This window comes from Lysinibacillus sp. G1-3, from assembly GCF_056322905.1.
This window is the reverse complement of sequence record NZ_JBWHYQ010000039.1, coordinates 1-4,805: the sequence shown is the minus strand read 5'-3', so window position 1 is coordinate 4,805 and position 4,805 is coordinate 1. Positions and strand designations below refer to the sequence as shown.

Here is a 4,805-nt window from a genome sequence, read left to right as displayed (position 1 = left end):
CTTTCATAAGTCTAGTGATGATGGCAAAGAGGTCACACCCGTTCCCATACCGAACACGGAAGTTAAGCTCTTTAGCGCCGATGGTAGTTGGGGGCTTCCCCCTGTGAGAGTAGGACGTCGCTAGGCAATTTCGACAGTCAGCTGTGTGCTGGCTGTTTTTTTTATAAAATTAAACAAATAGTATTTAACCAATAGTAAAAAATCGAGAAGCTAATTTAAGTTTCTCGATTTTTTAATTATTTACTTTAGCAAAAGTTAATCTTTGTATAGTCAAATATACTCATTGGTATTTAGATATTTCATTATGCTTTCATATTAATTTTGATGTAAAATTACCCATAGTATTAAAAGGTAATATTATGGCTTTTATAGGTATTATATATTAAAATAGGTAATGGTTATTTTTACATACTATTAGGATATAGATATGTAAAAAATATATAGATAGGAGTGTAAATATTGATAATACTAGATAGACCTTATGTTTCGGAATTATTAGCGGACACAATTAGTAAGAATAAAATTCCGGTAATCAAATTAAATGAAGTTTTTATACCAAACGAATCTACTATAAATTTAAAAAAGGTAGACGATTTGTTGATTGAATTAGAGAAGGGGAATTCTCCAATTCTATTTAACTCTGAAAATGGACTTAATATTTTATCAAAATATGCGCCTAATCACTATTTAACAACTGTTACAGATATTTTGAAAAATAAAGTTACTTTCAGGAAAACATTAAGTAGACATTATAAAAATTTCTTTTTCACAGAAGTTTCTCTAAAAGAATTAGAAGAATTAGATCCTAGTGCCCTACCTTTCCCTATTATTGTTAAGCCTGTTATAGGATATTCAAGTATAGGTGTACATCGTATTGATAAGGTAGAAGAATATAAAGAAACTATTAAACAACTTAAGTTTGAAATGGAAGTTACAAGTTCAGAGTATCCAATCGAAGTTATTAATAATCAATCATTTATAATTGAAAAATTAATTGAAGGTGATGAATACGCTGTTGACGTATATTTTACAGGAGATGGGGAACCTGTTATCCTAAATCTTTTTAAAAGAATGTTTAGGCATGAGAAAGATATGAGCGATAGGATTTACTATACGAGTAAGCAAGTAATAAATGAGTCCCTCAACAAAATTCAAGAGTTTTTAAAAACTATTTCATCGTTCTTCGCTTTAAAGTCTGCCCCAATACATATTGAAATTCGCATCGATAATGATGAACAGATTGTTCCTATTGAAGTAAATCCACTTAGATTTGCTGGTATCGGTACAAATGAACTTGGCGTTCATGCATATGGTGTAAATGCATGTGAGTACTTTTTTAAACAAGAAAAGCCTGATTGGGAAAATATAGTTAATCAAATGGATGATTCAATTTATAGTTTTTGTTGTGCTGAAGTAGATGCTTCTATTGATTATAAGCAAGTTGTATCTATTAATCATGAAGCGTTTAAACTAAACTTTGGTGAAATTTTAGAATACCGACCAATGAAAGTAAATGAAAGCTCTACTTTTGCTGTAATCTTTCATAAGTCACCAGATTTAAATGAAAATATAAGGTTATTGAATTTAGATCTGAATCAATATATAACGTTAGAAGAATTAGTATTTGTATAATAATTAGTAATTTTTCTATTTCAGTTAGGAGCTTTAATGATGTTTAAAGGTATGACAATTAGAAAGAAAATATTATTAAACGTATTAATGCCTATTGTTGTTATAAGCACAATTTTTAGCTTAGCCATCTTTATTGTAGCTGATCGTTTAATCGAAGGGTATATTATTCCTCAGTTTGAAGAGAGCTTAACAATGAAAATGGAGGACTTTGATGAGTTATTTGATAAAGAATTAATCAATAGTGCTAAAACAAACAAAAGTGCATATCAAGAACTATTGTCTAGAGGAAATGCATTTCAAGAAAAGAATGAATTAGAAAATGTGTATATTATGAGTAAAGTAGATAATAAAGAAGTCATTTTATTTTTAGGTAATGACGATAAGTATTTATCACCACTAGCGTTTACAGATGAACAAAAAGCAGCGCTAGGTACAACTAAAATGGTTACAAGTGATATTTATAAAGATGATTACGGCGCTCATAAGTCTACATTTTTACAAGTTCAAGGAACAGATTCTGTCTTAGGATTAGATGAAGATGCAGATTTTATAGTTGATCTAGAAAACTTATTAATAAAAGTATGTGTATTATTAGCACTTATATTTATTGTGGTAAGTGGTATACTAGCATATTTCACTGCTAAAAGAATATCTAAACCGTTAAATGAACTTGTAGATTATACTAAAGTAATTGCAGCTGGTGATTTAACACAGGAAATAAAAAATACAAGTAATGATGAAATTGGTCAACTTGCATCAAGCTTTAATAGTATGCAAGTACAGCTAAAAGAAGTTATAGGCCATGTATCCGCAACAGCAGACTATGTAGCAAACGGGTCTAAAGAATTGACTCAAAGTATAGAGCAAGTGACAGAAATGGCTAATCAGGTATCAGCAGCAATTCAGGAAGTTTCAGTAAGTAGCGAAATGGTAACAACTGGGGCTATTCAAAATCAAATTGCGATTAGAGAAATATCAGAGGGGATAGTAGAAATTACAGAATCTACTACAAACGTCTCTGATGAATCTATGAAGACATCTGAAGAATCCAATCAAGGTAATAATGTCATTCAACAATCCGTACAAGGAATTGACTCAATTAACGAGCTTTCAAAAGCCTCTATGCAAATGACTGAACAAATGCATCAACGTTCTAAAGAAGTAGGACAAATTACAAATGTAATTACAAGTATTTCAGATCAAATTAATTTACTAGCACTAAATGCAGCTATTGAGGCTGCTCGTGCAGGTGAATACGGAAAAGGGTTTGCTGTTGTCGCAGATGAAATAAGACATTTAGCAGAACAATCTGCCCAATCTGCTAATGACATAACTAAATTAATCTCTGAAATGCAAAATAATTCTAATGAATCGGTTGAAGCTATTACGAGAGTAGTAGATGAAATTGATCAAGAGACTGTCGCAATAAGATTGGCTGGAGATACTTTCCAAAAAATCTCATCTCTAATTTCAAACATTAGTATGCGAACGCAATCAATTGCTTCAACAGTAGAACAAATATCAGCAAGCTCTGAACAAGTATTAGGGACTACTGAAACAACTGTGCAATCATTGGAGCAAACATCAGCAGGTACCCAAAATATTGCTTCAACTATGCAAGAGCAATCTGCTTTTATGGAAGAAATGCTAGGAACAGCTAATCAAGTAAATGATATGGTTGAAAACTTGAAAGGTCAAATTTCACATTTTAAAATTAAGTAATCTAAGCAATAACATTAACTAAGTTAAAAGGATTAGCTCTAACTTGAATAGAGCTAATCCTTTTACTATTTTTAGATCCGTATGCCAGTATCAAAGTCATTTGTAAATTCGACAAAATACTCATTGAGTTCGTTCTAATTGTATATAACTCTTTATATAATGTAACGATTATCTTAAAAAGGAGAGGAAATTTTGTGGATTGATGGTGTTTTTTCTGGTGGCGGTTTGAAGGGGTTTGCACTTGTTGGGGCATATCAAGTACTAGAAGCTGAGAATTTTCGCTTTAAACGGGTAGCTGGAACGAGTGCCGGGGCTATATTGGCTGCTTTTATTGCTGCAGGGTATAGCGGAAAAGAAATCCAGACTATGCTAGAAGAGTTGGATGTACCTTCATTATTAGATCCAAGGAAAACAATCTTACCATTCCCATTTATGAAGTGGGTTAATGTTTATCACCATTTAGGTTTATATAAAGGAAAAGCGTTAGAAAAATGGTTTTTTCAGAAATTAGCAGCAAAAGGCGTTTATACATTCGGAGATTTACCCAAAGATTCTTTAAAATTAGTGGCCTCAGATTTAACAAATGGCAGAATGATTGTGTTACCGGATGATTTACAAAACTATCATATTGATGCTAAAAATTTTTCGGTTGCGTGTGCTTTACGTATGAGTTGTGGTATACCATTTTTCTTTGAACCCGTTACATTAAAAACAGGAAAAGGAGATTCAGTTATTGTAGATGGCGGTGTATTAAGTAATTTTCCGTTGTGGGTATTTGATGATAGAGAAGGACGTAAAGTGCGACCGATTATTGGACTTAAATTGAGTAGACGTAGAGAAGAGCAACACCCACATGAAATTAAAAATGGATTAAATTTATTTGAAGCTTTATTTTCTACTATGAAAGATGCTCATGATGAAAGATATATCTCAAGACGACATGAAAGAGATATTATTTTTATTCCTGTTGATGATTATAGTGCTACACAATTTGATTTAGACGAAGAGACTAAAGAAACACTTTTAGAAATTGGAAGAAACCGTACGATTCAATTTTTAAAAGCATGGCCGAGATATAAACTATAAAACTTTTAAAAAAATGTATTAATACTATTGACGTCCTATGAGGTAGATGGTATTATATAAAAGTTGCTGATGAACATGCAACTAGAACAATATAAAAATAAAATAACTGTTTGACATTATGTATAAAACATGTTATTATATAAAAGTTAACTCTTAACAAAAGAGATAATGATTATAAATGAACCTTGAAAACTGAACAAGCAAAACGTAATCAATAAAGTTTTTAGTAACTAACCTCGAGTTAGTGAACGAAACAAAATTTTGGACATCAAACATGATGCCAGCAAAACAATTTGAGCTAATCAAATTTCTTTTATGGAGAGTTTGATCCTGGCTCAGGACGAACGCTGGCGGCGTGCCTAATA

General features: G+C 31.5%; 3 protein-coding genes and 1 rRNA gene. All 4 read left to right on the top strand.

Annotated elements, in window-relative coordinates:
• Window positions 1–10: 10 nt before the first annotated feature.
• The 4 genes from rrf (at window position 11) to ACVYAD_RS24810 (ending at window position 4,440) form a co-directional block, all read left to right on the top strand.
• Window positions 11–126: ribosomal RNA gene (gene rrf / locus ACVYAD_RS24825) — 5S ribosomal RNA — on the top strand.
• Window positions 127–459: 333 nt separating this feature from the next.
• A complete protein-coding gene (locus tag ACVYAD_RS24820; RefSeq protein WP_476428260.1) occupies window positions 460–1,632 on the top strand; it encodes an ATP-grasp domain-containing protein in 1,173 nt (390 codons plus the stop codon).
• A gap of 39 nt (window positions 1,633–1,671) precedes the next feature.
• Window positions 1,672–3,354 carry a methyl-accepting chemotaxis protein gene (locus ACVYAD_RS24815; protein WP_476428258.1) on the top strand — a complete coding sequence of 561 codons (1,683 nt, stop codon included), beginning with the start codon at window positions 1,672–1,674 and terminating at the stop codon, window positions 3,352–3,354.
• A gap of 192 nt (window positions 3,355–3,546) precedes the next feature.
• Window positions 3,547–4,440, top strand: coding sequence for a patatin-like phospholipase family protein (locus ACVYAD_RS24810; protein WP_476428256.1), 894 nt, complete (start codon window positions 3,547–3,549; stop codon window positions 4,438–4,440).
• The last annotated feature ends 365 nt before the right edge of the window (window positions 4,441–4,805 follow it).

Excerpts from the sequence above, each read along its gene's own strand:
- ACVYAD_RS24815 (WP_476428258.1), top strand. The coding sequence starts at position 1,672 with ATGTTTAAAGGTATGACAATTAGAAAGAAAATATTATTAAACGTATTA.